The following is a 16815-nucleotide window of genomic DNA, read 5'->3' as shown; positions in this document are numbered from 1 at the left end:
GATCTTTAAAGTAGCGATTACAATATCGTTGACTATACCATCTTTGGAAAGCAAGAGCTGTTTGCTTCGTTCCTACAATGATATCTGAGCCTAACATACTTCTATAAAATAAAAGTAGTAGGTTACTGATAGGAGCACCTTTTGTATAGTATCATTCTCCCGAGGGGATGTCAACAAAATCTCGTAAGTTTTTTGTGACATCCCTTTAGGAAAGAATGATTACATTAGTCTACAGTAATAAACTCAGCGTCTTGAGCTGGTTTTGGCGTTGTTTGACGATAACGTGTCATCCCTGTACCAGCTGGTACAAGCTTACCGATGATAACATTTTCTTTCAAGCCAAGAAGCTCATCACGTTTACCTTTGATTGCTGCGTCTGTAAGAACACGTGTTGTTTCTTGGAACGATGCAGCAGAAAGGAATGAGTCTGTTTCAAGAGATGCTTTTGTAATACCAAGCAACACAGGATGACCTGTTGCAGGGCGTTTGCCTTCAAGCAATACTTTTTCGTTGGCATCTGTAAATTGGTGAATATCAAGTAATGACCCAGGAAGAACAGATGTATCTCCAGAATCCATTACGCGCACTTTGCGAAGCATTTGGCGAACCATAACTTCAACGTGCTTATCTCCAATTTCTACCCCTTGCATACGGTATACTTTTTGTACTTCTTTTAATAGATATTCTTGAACAGCCATAAGATCTTTCACCTTTAGTAACTCTTTAGGGTCTACAGAACCTTCTGTTAGTTCTTGACCTTGAAGAACATATTGTCCGTCAGTTACTTTTAAGCGAGCATTATATGGTGCTGTATATGTTTTAGATTCAATGCTACCTTGAATTGTAATTTCCTGCTGGCGATCGCGGATTTCACGGATGTTTGTTACTGTACCGTCAATTTCAGAAATCATCGCTTGACCTTTAGGATTACGTGCTTCAAATAGCTCTTGGATACGAGGTAAACCTTGAGTGATATCGTCTCCGGCAACCCCACCTGTATGGAATGTACGCATTGTTAACTGTGTACCAGGCTCCCCGATAGACTGGGCAGCGATAATACCAACAGCTTCACCAACTTCAACTTGTGAACCTGTAGCTAAGTTGCGACCATAACATTTTTTACATACGCCGTGGCGTGTGTTACAAGTGAACGCAGAACGGATCCATACCTCTTCGATACCTGCTTCAACAATTGCTTTAGACATATCTTCTGTAATTAGATCGTTTTCGCGAGCCATTACTTCGCCTGTTTCAGGATGCTTAATTGTTTTTCTAGAATAACGACCAATTAAGCGCTCTTCAAGACTCTCGATTTCTTCTGTTCCTTCCTTAATAGAACGGATAAGAAGTCCACGATCTGTACCACAGTCGTCATCACGAACGATAACATCTTGAGCAACGTCAACAAGACGACGAGTAAGGTAACCTGAATCGGCTGTTTTAAGAGCTGTATCGGCAAGACCTTTACGAGCTCCGTGTGTCGAGATAAAGTATTCTAATACCGTTAATCCTTCACGGAAACTAGATTTGATTGGTAACTCGATGATACGTCCAGATGGGTTGGCCATCAATCCACGCATACCTGCAAGCTGCGTAAAGTTAGATGCGTTACCACGGGCTCCAGAGTCACTCATCATAAAGATTGAGTTACTTCGGTCAAGAGTTGCCATTAGTTTTCCTTGGATTACGTCTTTCGCTTCACTCCAAATAGAGATTACGCGTTCATAACGTTCTTCTTCTGTAATAAGACCGCGTTTGAACTGTTTTAGAACTTTATCTACTTTATGTTGAGCTTCTTCAAGAATCTCTTGTTTTTCACCTAATACTACGATGTCAGCTACACCGACTGTAATACCGGCTTTTGTAGAATATTTAAAGCCTAGATCTTTCATACGGTCTAACATACGAGACGTTTCCGTAATTTTGAAACGTTTAAAGATCTCAGCAATAATATTTCCAAGAATCTTCTTATTGAATGGATCAACAGCATCTAATGATTCAATATATTCACGTACGTTTGCACCTTTATCAACAAAATATTTCTTTGGTGTTTCGTTTTCAAGATTGAATCTTGTTGGTTCGTTGATGTAAGGGAACGAATCAGGCAGAATTTCATTGAATACTAGCTTACCTACTGTCGTAACAAGAAGCTGATTTCTTTGTTCTTCAGTGAACGTTTGGTTGTCTAAAGAACTAGCTTGAACAGCTACGCGTGTATGAAGGTGAACATAACCGTTTTGGTACGCAAGAATGGCTTCATTTGAATCTTTGAAAGTCATTCCTTCTCCAACAGCGCCCACACGCTCCATTGTTAAGTAGTAGTTACCTAATACCATATCCTGAGACGGCGTAACAACTGGTTTTCCGTCTTTCGGGTTTAAGATATTTTGGGCAGCTAGCATTAGAATGCGTGCCTCAGCTTGTGCTTCAGCAGAAAGTGGCACGTGGACCGCCATTTGGTCACCGTCAAAGTCTGCGTTATAAGCTGTACATACTAATGGATGAAGACGAATTGCTCTACCTTCTACTAGAGTTGGTTCAAATGCTTGAATACCAAGTCTATGAAGTGTAGGTGCACGGTTTAGAAGAACTGGATGTTCTTTAATAACTGATTCTAAAACGTCCCATACTTCAGACTGAACGCGTTCAATTTTGCGTTTGGCACTCTTGATGTTATGAGCTAAGCCACGAGCAACAAGCTCTTTCATTACAAACGGCTTGAATAACTCAAGAGCCATTTCTTTTGGTAAACCACATTGGTACATTTTTAAGTTAGGACCTACAACGATAACGGAACGACCAGAGTAGTCAACACGTTTTCCAAGTAAGTTCTGACGGAAACGACCTTGTTTACCTTTTAGCATATGTGAAAGTGATTTTAAAGGACGGTTACCAGGTCCTGTAACAGGACGGCCACGACGACCATTATCAATCAACGCATCAACAGCTTCTTGTAACATACGCTTTTCGTTTTGGACGATGATGCTTGGAGCACCAAGGTCTAAAAGACGCTTCAAGCGATTATTACGGTTAATTACACGACGATATAAATCGTTTAAGTCAGATGTCGCAAAACGACCCCCGTCTAATTGAACCATTGGGCGTAATTCTGGTGGAATAACAGGTAGGACATCAAGGATCATCCAATCTGTATGGTTTCCAGAGTTACGGAATGCTTCCAATACTTCTAGACGTTTGATTGCTCTAGTACGACGTTGACCTTGTGCAGTTTTTAGTTCTTCTTTAAGAAGTTCAACTTCTTTATTTAAGTCAATGTCTTGAAGAATTTTTTTAACAGCTTCTGCACCCATTGCAGCCTGGAAAGTTTGACCATACTTCTCACGATATGCACGGTATTCTTTCTCAGAAAGAAGCTGTTTCTTTTCAAGTGGTGTATCTCCTGTATCTGTTACAACGTAAGAAGCGAAATAAATAATCTCTTCTAATGCACGTGGAGACATGTCTAATACAAGACCCATACGACTTGGAATTCCTTTGAAATACCAAATGTGTGAAACTGGGGCTGCAAGCTCGATATGTCCCATACGCTCGCGTCGAACTTTAGCACGAGTTACTTCTACACCACAACGGTCACATACAACGCCTTTATAACGAACGCGTTTATATTTTCCGCAATGACATTCCCAGTCCTTTTGAGGACCGAAAATGCGCTCGCAGAAGAGACCATCTTTTTCAGGTTTTAATGTACGATAGTTAATTGTTTCAGGTTTTTTAACCTCACCGTAAGACCATGAACGGATTTTATCAGGTGAAGCAAGACCAATTTTCATATACTCAAAGTTATTTACATCTAACAAGGGGCCTACCTCCCTCTTAGTCTACAGGTTTTCCCTTATTGCCTCTACTCTTTTATGACAGGGTCTTTTTGCAGCTGTGCCTGTGCTTCTGGCTGAGCATCATTCATGATAGCTTCATTTGGTTGATCTTGATCATCCTCTGAATCCATGAAATCAATCTCTTTTTCATCGCCAGATAGAATTTTAACGTCCATACCTAAGCTTTGAAGCTCTTTAATTAATACTTTAAATGATTCTGGTACGCCTGGTTCTGGAACGTTTTCGCCTTTAACGATGGCTTCATATGTTTTAACACGACCAACAACGTCGTCTGATTTAACTGTTAAGATTTCTTGAAGTGTATAAGCAGCACCATATGCTTCAAGTGCCCATACTTCCATCTCACCAAAACGCTGTCCACCGAACTGAGCTTTACCTCCAAGTGGCTGTTGCGTAACAAGTGAATATGGTCCAGTTGAACGAGCATGAAGTTTATCATCAACCATGTGCGCAAGTTTGATCATATACATGACACCAACAGATACGCGGTTGTCGAACGGATCTCCTGTACGGCCGTCATAAAGAACTGTCTTCGCATCACGAGCCATACCTGCTTCTTCAATTGTTGCCCAAACATCTTCCTCACGTGCTCCATCAAATACAGGAGTTGCAACATGAATGCCAAGTTGACGAGCAGCCATACCAAGATGAAGCTCTAATACCTGACCGATGTTCATACGAGATGGTACCCCTAATGGATTTAACATGATATCAATTGGTGTTCCATCTGGTAAATATGGCATATCCTCTTCAGGTAGAATGCGTGAGATAACACCTTTGTTACCATGTCGTCCCGCCATTTTATCCCCTTCAGAGATTTTACGTTTTTGAACGATGTACGCGCGAACAAGTTGGTTTACTCCCGGTGGAAGTTCGTCACCATCTTCACGGTTAAACACTTTCACGTCTAACACAATTCCGCCTCCACCATGTGGAACACGAAGTGAAGTATCGCGTACTTCGCGTGCTTTTTCACCGAAGATTGCATGTAATAGACGTTCTTCTGCTGTTAATTCTGTTACACCTTTTGGCGTTACTTTACCAACAAGTAGGTCTCCGTCTTTTACTTCAGCACCAACGCGAATGATTCCACGCTCGTCAAGATTACGAAGTGCATCTTCACCAACGTTTGGAATGTCACGTGTGATTTCTTCAGGTCCAAGCTTTGTATCACGAGACTCTGACTCATATTCTTCAATATGAACAGACGTATAAACATCATCTTTTACAAGACGTTCGCTCATGATGATTGCATCCTCATAGTTGTAACCATCCCATGTCATGAAACCAACAAGAACGTTGCGTCCAAGAGCAAGCTCACCTTTGTCCATTGAAGGACCATCAGCAAGAATCTCACCTTTTTTCACTTCATCCCCAACAGAAACAATAGGGCGTTGGTTATAACATGTTCCTTGGTTAGAACGAATGAATTTCAGCATATTATATTTATCAAGGTCACCTTTTACCATTTGACCGTCTACTTCTTCGTAACGACGTACCCAAACGTGTTTTGCTTCAACGCGCTCTACAACACCTGGGTGTTTACAAATAACGGCTGCACCAGAGTCTTTACCAGATACATACTCCATACCTGTTCCAACGATTGGTGCTTCTGGTTTAAGCAATGGTACTGCTTGACGTTGCATGTTCGCTCCCATTAGAGCACGGTTAGAGTCATCGTTCTCTAAGAATGGGATACAAGCTGTTGCAGCAGATACTACTTGCTTAGGTGATACATCCATATAGTCAATGCGATCACGTTTCATTACGGTGTTTTCTCCGCGGAAACGAGATACGATTTCTTCATCTAAAAATTCACCTTCGTCACCAAGACGAGCATTTGCTTGTGCAACTACATAGTTATCTTCTTCGTCTGCTGTAAGGTAATCAATTCTATCAGTGACTTTTCCTGTTTCAGGATCAACACGACGGTACGGAGTTTCGATAAATCCGAATTTGTTTACTTTTGCATAAGAAGATAATGAGTTGATAAGCCCAATGTTTGGACCCTCTGGCGTCTCAATCGGACACATACGACCATAGTGAGAGTAGTGAACGTCACGTACTTCGAAACCAGCACGCTCACGTGTTAAACCACCAGGTCCTAATGCAGAAAGACGACGTTTGTGAGTTAACTCACCTAATGGGTTTGTTTGGTCCATGAACTGTGAAAGCTGAGAGCTTCCAAAGAACTCTTTAATTGATGCAATAACCGGACGAATGTTAATTAATTGTTGCGGCGTAATTGCATTTGTATCTTGAATTGACATTCTCTCACGCACAACGCGCTCCATACGAGAAAGACCAATGCGGAATTGGTTTTGCAGCAATTCTCCAACTGAACGTAGACGACGGTTTCCTAAGTGGTCAATATCGTCTGTTCCTCCAACTTGGTGAAGAAGGTTGAAGAAATAGCTTATAGAAGCCAAGATATCAGCAGGCGTAATGTTTTTAACACTCTCATCTATGAAAGTATTACCTAAAACATTAATAACTTTCTCACCTTCTGCGTCTCCTGGTGCATAGATTTTGATAGACTGAAGAGATACTTCTTCTTCAAGAACTCCGCCTACTGGCTCATGAGTCTGGAAGTTTACGCCGCCTTCTAGCATTGGTAAAATGCGATCAAGTGTACGACGATCAATGATAGTATCCTTTTCAACAAGAATCTCACCTGTTTCAGGATCAACAAGCGTTTCTGCTAGACGTTGATTGAACAAACGATTCTTGATGTGAAGCTTCTTATTAATCTTGTAACGTCCAACATTTGCTAAATCATAGCGTTTTGGATCGAAGAAACGAGAAACTAATAGAGTTTTAGCATTTTCTACTGTTGGAGGCTCTCCAGGGCGTAGACGCTCATAGATCTCTAATAGAGCTTTCTCTGTGTTTTCTGTATTGTCTTTTTCAAGCGTGTTTCGTAGATATTCATTATCTCCGAGTAAATCAATGATTTCTTGATCAGTTCCAAATCCAAGCGCACGTAAAAGCACAGTAACTGGCAGTTTACGCGTGCGGTCGATACGTACATAAACAACGTCTTTTGCGTCTGTTTCGTACTCTAACCAAGCTCCACGGTTTGGAATAACAGTAGCGGTATAGCCTTTCTTACCGTTTTTGTCTACTTTTCCACTGAAATACACGCTAGGAGAACGAACAAGCTGAGAAACGATAACACGTTCAGCACCATTAATGACAAACGTACCTGTTTCTGTCATAAGAGGAAAATCTCCCATGAACACTTCTTGGTCTTTTACTTCTCCTGTTTCTTTATGAATCAAACGTACTTTTACACGTAAAGGTGCAGAATACGTTACATCACGTTCTTTTGCTTCCTCTACGGAATACTTTGGTTCACCTAAGCTGTAGTCGATAAACTCTAAAGATAGGCTACCTGTAAAGTCCTCAATTGGAGAAATATCTTGGAACATTTCTCTTAAACCCTCATCAAGAAACCATTGATAAGAAGAGGTTTGAATTTCAATGAGGTTTGGTAATTCTAAAACTTCACTGATACGAGCATAACTTCTACGTTGGCGGTGGCGTCCATACTGAACTAGTTGACCTGTCAACTGATTCACCCCTCAAATCAAGCGTTATTATTGAAACTTTTAATGATAAAAAGGTAACAATACCTATCATTAAACAAAAGAAAAAATGGTTTCTTCATTAAAAAACCACAATTTCGTTAAAACGTACTATTGATTTTATTAGCTTTTCCATACAAACTAAAATTATACCTTTTTAGGTATAATTTTTTTATTAAGATGGAATAATTACATATTGGCATTTTATAATGTTAACACATCGAAAAATCAGTGTCAATTTTTTTTTGCACGAATAATATAATAACCTTTTTTCTTCGTTTCTACCAAAACTTCAGAAAATAACTCTTCTAATTTTTCAAGTGCAGAAGGAGCTCCTTGCTTTTTCTGAATAACAACCCAAAGCTCGCCATTTTCTTTTAATCGAGTTGAGGCCCCTTCAAGAATTTCATGAACAACCTTTTTCCCTGCCCGAATAGGCGGGTTTGTCAAAATAGCTGCATATTGATTTGATGAAACATTTTCATATGCTGAACTTTTGAAGATGTTCACATTCTCAACACCGTTACTTTTTGCATTTTCACTTGAAAGCTCCAATGCTCGCTCATTTACATCAACCATATCCACTTTACGACTTGGCCATTGTTTAGCTAAAGATAATCCGATTGGGCCATACCCACATCCAACATCAAGAAAATCCCCTTGTACTTCTGGTTCTTCAAATGTTTCAATAAGCAGGCGAGAACCAAAATCGACTTCCTTCTTCGAAAATACACCATGATCTGTTGTAAATGTAAAATGGTGATTACGAAGCGTGAAGTGAAAGCTTTGTCGATCGCTTTGAGCAGAAGGATTTGATGAAAAATAGTGCTCTGTCATCTTACGTAGCTCCTCCTCACTTCCATAGTATTATAACTTTTTCATTATACAAAAGAATGAGCTCAATGTGAAATGCTCACTTTACAGGAAAGGCAAAAGAGGCCGTTCATAACGAGCCCCTTTATTCTTACCTTAACATAAAGATAAGCGAGGTTTCTAAGAAAACCTCGCTTATCTTTATATTGTAACATTAAAGCATATGCTGTAATGTTTAAATTATTTAACTTCTACAGAAGCGCCAACTTCTTCAAGTTTAGCTTTAAGCTCGTCAGCTTCCTCTTGAGAAATGCCTTCTTTAAGAGCTTTTGGAGTGTTGTCAACAAGTTCTTTAGCTTCTTTTAAGCCAAGACCAGTGATTTCACGTACTACTTTGATAACTTTGATTTTTTGTCCGCCAGCACCAGCAAGTACTACGTCAAATTCAGTTTTCTCAGCAGCAGCGTCTCCGCCAGCACCACCAGCTACAGCTACAGGAGCAGCAGCAGTTACACCGAATTCTTCTTCAATTGCTTTTACTAGGTCGTTAAGTTCAAGAACTGTCATTTCTTTAATAGCATCGATAATTTGTTCTTTAGACATTTGAAAGTCCTCCTCATTGGATTATAATTTAGTTTTAAAACCGTTAGCTATAATTAAGCGCCTTGCTCTTCTTTTTGATCTGCAACAGCTTTAGTTGCAAGAGCGAAGTTACGAGCTGGAGCTTGAAGTACGCTAAGAAGCATAGAAAGTAAGCCATCACGAGATGGAAGAGTTGCGATTGCTTGAATTTCTTCAACTGAAGCAATGTTCCCTTCAAGAACGCCCGCTTTAATTTCAAGAGCTTCATTTTCTTTCGCGAATGCATGTAAAACTTTAGCTGGTGCAATAACATCCTCATTAGAGAAAGCAATTGCGTTTGGTCCAGTTAATGCATCGTTAAGCTCAGTTAACTCAGCTTTTTCTACCGCACGGCGAGTTAAAGTATTTTTGAATACTTTGAATTCTACGCCAGCATCACGTAGGTTTTTACGAAGTTCTGTTACTTGAGATACGTTTAGTCCACGGTAGTCAACAATGATTGTTGATTTACTATTTTTAAACTTATCAGCAATTTCGTCTACGATTACTTTCTTTTGTTCGATAGCACTGCTCATTTTTACACCTCCCGGAAATTTCGATATGCACATTTATGCCTTTTAAAAGGTGCAACATAAGAAGACCCTCTATGTGATAAATAAGACATAGAGGGTTTTCTAAAACGAGCGTACAGACGTGCAACGCTGCTTTATATCATACACCTCGGTAGGAAATTAAGCTTTAGTAAGCACCTACTGTCTTTGGCAATAATGTTTAATTTTAAGACAAGGTAAATTATATTAAATGACTGTTAGAAAGTCAATACCTTATTATTTAATTCCAAAAGATGCCGTATCAACTTTTACACCAGGGCCCATTGTAGAAGCTACAGCTAGGTTCTTGATGTAAGTTCCTTTTGAAGAAGCAGGTTTAACTTTAAGCATTGTTTCATAAAGTGCTGTAAAGTTTTCAACAAGCTTGTTATCTTCAAATGATACTTTACCAATTGGTACATGAATGTTACCAGCTTTATCAACGCGGTATTCAACTTTACCAGCTTTGATTTCGTTGATTGCTTTTTCAACGTCGAATGTTACTGTACCAGTTTTAGGGTTTGGCATTAAACCTTTTGGTCCTAATACGCGACCAAGTTTACCAACTTCACCCATCATGTCTGGAGTAGCTACAACTACGTCAAAATCAAACCAACCTTGTTGGATTTTGTTGATGTAATCAGAATCGCCAACGAAGTCAGCTCCAGCAGCTTCTGCTTCTTTTGCTTTCTCACCTTTAGCGAATACTAATACACGTTGAGTTTTACCAGTACCGTGTGGTAAAACTAAAGCGCCACGGATTTGTTGATCAGCTTTCTTAGGATCTACTCCTAAACGAAATGCTGTTTCAACTGTTGCGTCGAAATTTACTGTGCTTGTTTTTTTGATCAGTTCAATTGCTTCTTTAACATCATAAGCAGCTGTACGATCTACTAACTTAGAAGCTTCTAAGTATTTTTTACCTTTTTTAGCCATTTTAAATTTCCTCCTTATGTGGTTTTAGCGGAATAACCTCCCACGAATAAAGGTTGCGAAATGGCAAAACCATACCCGCAACCTTGTCAACTACCAATACGTTTTACATAGGAATTAGTCTTCGATAACGATTCCCATGCTACGAGCAGTACCTTCAACCATACGCATAGCCGCTTCTACGTCTGCTGCGTTAAGGTCTGGCATTTTCGTTTCAGCAATCTCGCGTACTTTATCTCGTTTCACTGTTGCTACTTTGTTACGATTTGGTTCACCAGAACCTGACTCGATACCAGCTGCTTTTTTAAGTAATACTGCAGCAGGAGGAGTCTTCGTAATGAATGTAAATGAACGGTCCTCAAATACCGAAATTTCAACTGGAATGATCAATCCTGCTTGATCTGCTGTACGAGCGTTAAACTCCTTACAGAATCCCATGATGTTTACACCTGCTTGACCCAATGCTGGACCAACTGGTGGAGCTGGGTTTGCTTTGCCCGCAGGAATTTGTAGTTTTACAACTTTCACTACTTTTTTAGCCACGAGACACACCTCCTTAAGTCCGTGATGTGGTAATAGGGGATTAGCCCCTCCCACTCATTCTTCTTTATCTCGTATTAAAAAATATAAAGAATATTTAATGTATAGTCTCAAAAATTGAGACGTACTGACTTATGAAATGTTACCACTGTTTCAACAGAAATGCAAGTTTTTTATGAGGAAATTTCTAGGTCATCGTCTCAGAGCACATTAAATCTCTTTCTATTCAATCTTATCAATCTGGTGGAAATCAAGTTCGACAGGTGTTTCACGACCAAACATGTTAACAAGTACTTTAATTTTCTTCTTATCAAAATCAATTTCTTCAATTGTTCCTTCAAAGTTTGCAAATGGCCCTTCTTTCACCATAACAACTTCTTTAAGCTCAAAACCAAGATCTACTTTCTCATGCTCCATACCCATTCTTTTCAGAATTACTTCTGATTCTTCCGGTAATAATGGAGTTGGTTTTGATCCTGAACCTGTTGAGCCAACGAAACCAGTAACACCAGGTGTATTTCGTACTACGTACCAAGAATCATCTGTCATGACAATTTCTACTAACACATAACCTGGGAATACTTTCTTCTTCGTTACTTTTGTTTTGTTGTTCTTTGTTTCTGTTTCTTCTTCTTCCGGTACGATTACACGGAAGATTTTATCTTGCATGCCCATTGATTCGACACGCTTTTCTAAATTGGCTTTCACTTTGTTTTCATAACCAGAATAGGTATGAACAACGTACCAGTTTTTCTCCATTGCTGAGGACCTCCGTCCTTTCCCTCCCACTCACTCGAAGTGAAACTATTTTAAGACAAATTAAAAAACCCGTTCCCGGGCTTTTCACATAGCTTATCTATTTTGTATTATACCATGTTTATTCATCACTTATTCAAGGAATCAATCGGATTAATGAAGAAATTCCTAGATCTACTACAGCAAAGAACGCTGTCATGACAATTACAGTCGTAACAACTGTAATGGTATAACGAGTTAATTCTTTTTTTGTTGGCCAGCTGACTTTTTTCATTTCGCGTACTACATCTTTAAAAAAGCTTCCAATTCGTTTCATTAAAACGAAACCTCCAGTTGAAAAGGGGTAGAATCAATCTATTTTGTTTCTAAATGTGCCGTATGGCTGTTACACGTTTTGCAAAACTTCTTAATTTCAAGCCTGTCCCCTGCCGCACTGCTATTTTTCATTGTAGAATAGTTACGACTTCCACAAGCAGAACAAGCCAAAACAGATTTTTTACGCATCTTTATCACCTGTTATCATAATACCCATGGGTATTACATATAATATCCTTAAAAAAGTATCATAATTACACAATAAATGTCAACATGGCATTCTATAAGAATGCCATGTCGACTTTTTTATAATGTTATCTCTCTTAATTCTAAATATCTCTCTAACTTACGTTTGACGCGCTGTAAGGCATTGTCGATCGATTTCACATGACGATTTAGCTCTTCGGAAATTTCTTGATAAGATTGTCCATCAAGATAAAGGACAAGTACTTTTCTTTCCAAATCACTTAGAAGTTCAGCCATCTTAAGTTCAATATCGTCGAACTTCTCTTGGTTAATAATCAGTTCTTCAGGATTCATAATCTTAGCTCCTGAAATAATATCCATAAGCGTACGGTCTGATTCCTCGTCATAAATAGGCTTGTCCAATGATATATAAGAATTAAGCGGAATATGCTTTTGTCGAGTTGCTGTTTTGATAGCCGTAATGATTTGCCTTGTAATACAGAGCTCAGCAAAAGCTTTAAAAGATGATAGCTTATCTTCCCTAAAATCACGGATGGCTTTGTAAAGCCCAATCATGCCTTCTTGTACAATATCTTCTCTGTCTGCACCTATTAAAAAATACGACCTTGCTTTTGCTCTTACAAAATTTCGGTATTTGTGAATCAAGTAATCTAATGCTTCGCTATTACCACTGTGAACCAACTCTACAACCAATTCATCTTCTTGACGTTGTAACTGAACGCTTTCTTTTGAACTAAGTTTTAAGCCCACATCGATCCCCCCGAACGCGCAGTAGATAGCAATATTATACAGTAGATACTCTCACTTGACAAACGAAATTGTGTGAAAAAAGAGATATTTTCTAAATTTTTTTACTACTTTTCCCCTCTTCGCCATTTTTCGAACACTTCGGATACTTGATCTGAAAGGGTAATCCGGCTTATTGGTTTTTTTTCTCGAATAATATCGACATTTTTTTTAATTTCCCCTTCAATTTCAATAACCTCATTGCGAAGTTCACGAGCAGATTTTCTTAGAGCCCCTTGGCCAAAGATCACCCATTGTTCCGTAAAATCAGATGTTGCAACATGAATCTGTGTTTTGATATTGTTAAGCTCGCTTGCTAACTTTTCAATACATTCATCCGCTGTCTCATTCTCTTTCGTGAAAATCACTTTTACTTTATGTGTATCTCGCTTTTTTTCCAATCCAGGTACCATATGTGCATCAAAAACAACTAGAACTTGGTACCCTGTATATGCACGATACTCCGCTAGCTTCTCGATAAGAATATCTCTTGCACTTTCTAAGTCTTTGTCTCGTAAGCTTCTTAGCTCTGGCCATGCTCCAATAATGTTGTAACCATCAACAAGAAGTATATTCTCCATGTTTAGCTACCTAGTGGATGACGTTTGCGATGAACTTCATACATAAGCAGACTCGCTGCAACCGAAGCATTTAAGGATGTTACATGACCAACCATAGGAAGTTTGATAAGGAAATCACATTTATCTTTGACAAGACGACTCATTCCCTTGCCTTCACTACCGATAATTAAACAGAGCGGCATTTTCCCGTCCATTGTGCGGTAATCTTCTGCTCCTTTAGCATCTGTTCCGAAAAACCAAATTCCACGATCCTTCAGTTCATCAATCGTTCGAGCTAAATTTGTTACACGTGAAACGGGGATATGTTCAATAGCTCCTGTAGAAGCTTTAGCAACCGTTGCTGTTAAGCTTACAGAACGGCGTTTTGGAATAATGATTCCATGTGCGCCAACAGCATCAGCTGTTCTCATGATGGACCCTAAATTATGAGGATCTTCAAGCTCGTCTAATAATAGGAAAAACGGTGTTTCGTTCTTTTTCTCTGCTAATGCAAACATGTCATCAATCTCCGCATACTGATATGCAGCAACAAGAGCAACAACTCCTTGATGGTTTGCATCTACTAGCTGATCAATTTTCTTTTTTGGAACAAATTGAACAAGCACCTTCTTTTGTTTAGCTGTATTGATAACTTGTTGCATTTGGCCACGCTGTGAACCTTCTGCAATCCAAATCTTATTAATGTCTCGCTCTGCTTTTAAAGCTTCTAAGACAGGATTCTTACCGGCGATAAATTCTTGATTCTCACTCACCGTTTTCTTCACTCCTTTCAATAATCATAATGGCCTTCTCAACAATTTCAGTTACGCGTTCTTGTTGACTGCCAAGATAAAGATAGCCAAGCACAGCTTCAAATGCTGTGCTATAGCGGTATGTTTGTACATCTGTATGCTTTGGAACGCTTCCTGATTTAGCATTTCGTCCTCTTCTTAAGACGGCTTGTTCTTCCTCAGTTAAGAATCCTTCATCTAGTAGATGATGAACAATCTTAGCCTGTGCTCGTGCGGATACATATTCTTTTGCCTGTCTGTGTAGCATATTTGGTCGCACACTGCCTTTCAACAGGAGATGATGACGTATATACTGATCAAATACTGCATCTCCCATATAAGCCAATGCAAGACTGTTTAATTGTTTAACTTCTATTTGGTTGTCTAACATACTTACCCTCTTTTCCAACGTGTGCCTTGTGACGTATCTTCAAGAATGATATTTCGACTCTTTAATTCATCACGAATTTCATCTGCTCGCTGGAAGTTGCGGTCCTTACGTGCTTGAATGCGTTCCTCAAGAAGTTGCTCAATTTCCTCATCTAAAAGCTCTTCGTCTTTGCCTGCTAGTTCTACTCCTAATACACCAGTGATTGTTTCAAATTCTTTGATAAACGCTTCTAAAACAGCTTCTGATGTATTTTCTTCTGCAAGGTAAAGATTTGCTTGTTTTGATAGCTCAAAGAGAACAGAAATAGCGTTTGCTGTATTAAAATCATCATCCATTTCTGTTACAAAAGATTGATGAAGTTCTGCGATTTTATCTTCCCACTGCTCATCTTGAGTTGCTAAGTTTGTTGAATGTTCTAATCGATGTTGCACATTTTCATATGCTGTTTGTATTCTTTCAAGTCCTCTTTTTGTATCTTCTAGAAGTTCTTGATTATAATTAATTGGATGACGATATTGAACAGTTAACATAAAGAAACGAAGTAAAGAAGGCTCAATTTCTTTTAAAATATCGTGCACAAGAACAAAGTTACCAAGAGATTTAGACATTTTCTCGTTATCAATATTAATATACCCATTATGAAGCCAGTACTTTGCAAATTCTTTTCCTGTTGCTGCTTCAGATTGAGCAATTTCGTTCTCATGATGAGGGAATGATAAATCTTGCCCTCCTGCATGAATATCAATTGTGTCTCCTAAGTATTTACGCGCCATTGCTGAGCACTCAATGTGCCAACCAGGACGACCTTTTCCCCATGGACTATCCCAGCTAATTTCTCCGTCTTTTGCTTCTTTCCAAAGCGTGAAATCTAGTGGATCGTCTTTCTTCTCACCAACTCCAATACGTGCTCCAGAGCGCAGTTCATCAATTGATTGATGAGATAGTTTGCCATATCCATCAAACTTACGTGTTTTATAGTAAACATCTCCATCTGCTTCATAAGCGAACCCTTTATCAATTAGCATTTCAATAAATTCAATAATTGTATCCATGTTCTCTGTTACACGTGGATGAACATCTGCTTTTTTGCATCCTAATGCTTCCGTATCCTCAAAGTAAGCTTTAATAAAACGCTCAGCAATAGTCGGAACTTCTTCTCCAAGCTCATTTGCTGCTTTGATTAATTTATCATCAACATCTGTAAAGTTAGAAACGTATTGAACGTCATACCCTCTATATTCTAAATAACGGCGAACTGTATCAAACACAATGGCAGGTCTTGCATTTCCAATATGAATATAGTTATACACTGTTGGTCCGCACACGTACATTTTTACTTTGTTTTCTTCAAGTGGAGTAAAAATTTCTTTTTGACGTGTTAACGTATTATATAACTTGATTGTCATGTTTTTTCTTCCCTTCTTCTTTTAGCTCTTTCACTTCTTGTTGAAGTCTTTTAATTTCTTCTTCTAATTCTTTAAAACGATCTGCTACTGGGTTTGGTAAATCAGAGTGATTTAAATCTTTATTAACTTTTATGCCATCTTGAATAACCGCTCTTCCTGGAATACCTACAACAGTAGAGTTACTTGGAACATCTTTTAGAACAACAGAACCTGCTCCTACCTTTGAATTTTCTTCAATAACGATAGAACCAAGCACTTTTGCTCCTGTTGCAATTAATACATTATCTTTAATTGTTGGATGACGCTTGCCTTTTTCTTTCCCTGTCCCTCCAAGAGTAACACCTTGGTAAACCGTCACATTATCCCCTATTTCACACGTTTCTCCAATAACAACTCCCATACCATGGTCAATAAAGAAACGATGACCAATCCGCGCGCCAGGATGAATTTCAACTCCTGTGAAGAAACGGCTAATTTGAGCAATTATGCGAGCTAAAAAGAACCATCTGCGTCGATGAAAAGCATGAGCAATGCGGTGTGCCCATATAGCATGTAAACCTGAATACGTTAAAATCACTTCAATATAACTTCTTGCTGCAGGATCTTGCTCAAAAACAACGTCAATATCTTCTTTCAGTAGCTTTAACACATTTCTCCCCCTCTATGTTTTTCTTTACTAAAAAAGCGTCTCTGTGTCATAT

16 protein-coding genes and 1 other annotated feature are annotated in these 16815 nt (G+C 38.9%); all 16 genes read right to left on the bottom strand.

What is annotated here, in order from left to right; translation table 11 throughout:
• Positions 1-224: 224 nt before the first annotated feature.
• Positions 225-3818, bottom strand: coding sequence for a DNA-directed RNA polymerase subunit beta' (rpoC, locus tag BM012_RS23335; RefSeq protein WP_061802638.1), 3594 nt, complete (start codon positions 3816-3818; stop codon positions 225-227).
• Between the two features lie 44 nt (positions 3819-3862).
• Positions 3863-7429: a DNA-directed RNA polymerase subunit beta gene (rpoB, locus tag BM012_RS23330; protein WP_061802637.1), complete on the bottom strand. Its 3567-nt coding sequence runs from the start codon at positions 7427-7429 to the stop codon at positions 3863-3865.
• Between the two features lie 249 nt (positions 7430-7678).
• Entirely contained in the window at positions 7679-8281 is a 603-nt protein-coding gene (locus tag BM012_RS23325) for a class I SAM-dependent methyltransferase (protein WP_061802636.1), read from the bottom strand.
• A gap of 216 nt (positions 8282-8497) precedes the next feature.
• A complete protein-coding gene (gene rplL, locus BM012_RS23320; RefSeq protein ID WP_040056357.1) occupies positions 8498-8860 on the bottom strand; it encodes a 50S ribosomal protein L7/L12 in 363 nt (120 codons plus the stop codon).
• Between the two features lie 53 nt (positions 8861-8913).
• A complete protein-coding gene (gene rplJ, locus BM012_RS23315) occupies positions 8914-9414 on the bottom strand; it encodes a 50S ribosomal protein L10 (RefSeq protein WP_019394080.1) in 501 nt (166 codons plus the stop codon).
• A 50-nt stretch (positions 9415-9464) separates the two neighbouring features.
• Positions 9465-9619 (bottom strand) — a sequence feature (ribosomal protein L10 leader region).
• Positions 9620-9666: 47 nt separating this feature from the next.
• Entirely contained in the window at positions 9667-10365 is a 699-nt protein-coding gene (rplA, locus tag BM012_RS23310; protein ID WP_019394081.1) for a 50S ribosomal protein L1, read from the bottom strand.
• A gap of 114 nt (positions 10366-10479) precedes the next feature.
• Complete coding sequence (gene rplK, locus BM012_RS23305) at positions 10480-10905, bottom strand: 50S ribosomal protein L11 (RefSeq protein WP_019394082.1); 426 nt, start codon at positions 10903-10905, stop codon at positions 10480-10482.
• A 219-nt stretch (positions 10906-11124) separates the two neighbouring features.
• Positions 11125-11661 carry a transcription termination/antitermination protein NusG gene (gene nusG, locus BM012_RS23300; protein ID WP_019394083.1) on the bottom strand — a complete coding sequence of 179 codons (537 nt, stop codon included), beginning with the start codon at positions 11659-11661 and terminating at the stop codon, positions 11125-11127.
• Positions 11662-11794: 133 nt separating this feature from the next.
• Entirely contained in the window at positions 11795-11974 is a 180-nt protein-coding gene (gene secE, locus BM012_RS23295) for a preprotein translocase subunit SecE (RefSeq protein ID WP_019394084.1), read from the bottom strand.
• A gap of 38 nt (positions 11975-12012) precedes the next feature.
• The gene (gene rpmG, locus BM012_RS23290; RefSeq protein ID WP_019394085.1) at positions 12013-12162 is read right to left on the bottom strand and encodes a 50S ribosomal protein L33; all 150 of its coding nucleotides are present in this window, start codon (positions 12160-12162) and stop codon (positions 12013-12015) included.
• 117 nt (positions 12163-12279) lie between these two features.
• Positions 12280-12930 (bottom strand): RNA polymerase sporulation sigma factor SigH, encoded by a 651-nt coding sequence (sigH, locus tag BM012_RS23285; protein ID WP_019394086.1) that lies wholly within the window; start codon positions 12928-12930, stop codon positions 12280-12282.
• A 104-nt stretch (positions 12931-13034) separates the two neighbouring features.
• Positions 13035-13547 carry an NYN domain-containing protein gene (locus BM012_RS23280; protein WP_019394087.1) on the bottom strand — a complete coding sequence of 171 codons (513 nt, stop codon included), beginning with the start codon at positions 13545-13547 and terminating at the stop codon, positions 13035-13037.
• Positions 13548-13549: 2 nt separating this feature from the next.
• The gene (rlmB, locus tag BM012_RS23275) at positions 13550-14299 is read right to left on the bottom strand and encodes a 23S rRNA (guanosine(2251)-2'-O)-methyltransferase RlmB (RefSeq protein ID WP_019394088.1); all 750 of its coding nucleotides are present in this window, start codon (positions 14297-14299) and stop codon (positions 13550-13552) included.
• A complete protein-coding gene (locus BM012_RS23270; protein WP_061802635.1) occupies positions 14292-14708 on the bottom strand; it encodes a Mini-ribonuclease 3 in 417 nt (138 codons plus the stop codon). The genes rlmB and BM012_RS23270 overlap by 8 nt, the downstream gene beginning before the upstream one ends.
• Before the next feature lie 2 nt (positions 14709-14710).
• On the bottom strand, positions 14711-16114 hold the full coding sequence (gene cysS / locus BM012_RS23265; protein ID WP_061802634.1) for a cysteine--tRNA ligase: 1404 nt from the start codon (positions 16112-16114) through the stop codon (positions 14711-14713).
• Complete coding sequence (gene cysE, locus BM012_RS23260; RefSeq protein WP_061802633.1) at positions 16095-16763, bottom strand: serine O-acetyltransferase; 669 nt, start codon at positions 16761-16763, stop codon at positions 16095-16097. Before cysE ends, cysS begins: the two co-directional genes overlap by 20 nt.
• Between the last annotated feature and the right edge of the window lie 52 nt (positions 16764-16815).

The sequence above is a fragment of the Priestia endophytica DSM 13796 genome, assembly GCF_900115845.1.
Classification (GTDB): Bacteria; Bacillota; Bacilli; order Bacillales; family Bacillaceae_H; genus Bacillus_I; species Bacillus_I endophytica.
The sequence above is the reverse complement of the archived record's forward strand: the minus strand, read 5'-3'. Positions and strand labels throughout refer to the sequence as shown.